Consider the following 640-nt stretch of genomic DNA (forward strand, 5'->3'; position numbering starts at 1 on the left):
ATATTCAACCGGTCGATGCAACACACTGATGACTGCCGTAGGCAGAAGGAGTGTTGCAGATGGCTTACCGGACGCGAACCTACTACACAGACAGCCAGAAGGCATTGATGTGGGAGCGATGGAGGCAGGGATGGACCCTGCATCAGATTGCCCAACTGTTCAATCGGGCACACACGTCCGTACAAAAGATTTTGTCCCGTACGGGCGGCATTCGACCACCGGAGCGAAGCCGTTCATCGCGATGGCGCTGACACTCGCCGAGCGCGAGGAGATCTCGCGTGCCATGGCGGCTGGCTTCTCGATTCGCTCGATCGCGTTGATCCTCGGGCGAGCGCCATCCACCATCAGCCGGGAGATCAAGCGCAACGGTGGTCTGGGATGCTACCGAGCGACCCAGGCCGACCAGGCCGCCTGGGATCGGGCCCGTCGACCAAAGCGTTGCAGGCTGGCTGAGAACCGGGACTTGGCGCGCATCGTCACGGAGAAGCTTCGGCTGCAATGGTCTCCGGAGCAGATTGCCGGTTGGCTCAAGCATACTTACCCGAGCGACGAGACCTCCCACGTGTCCCACGAGACCATCTACCGTAGCCTGTTCATTCAAGCCCGCGGGGCGTTGAAGAAGGAGCTGTTGCAGCATCTC

Annotated in this window: 1 pseudogene; it reads left to right on the forward strand. The window is 60.6% G+C overall.

Going from position 1 to position 640, the window contains the following annotated elements:
- Positions 1 to 59: 59 nt before the first annotated feature.
- Positions 60 to 640, forward strand: a pseudogene (locus tag AB4Z46_RS35380) (transposase); the annotation flags it as partial.

This window comes from Variovorax sp. M-6 (assembly GCF_052114385.1).
Taxonomy (GTDB): domain Bacteria; phylum Pseudomonadota; class Gammaproteobacteria; order Burkholderiales; family Burkholderiaceae_C; genus Variovorax.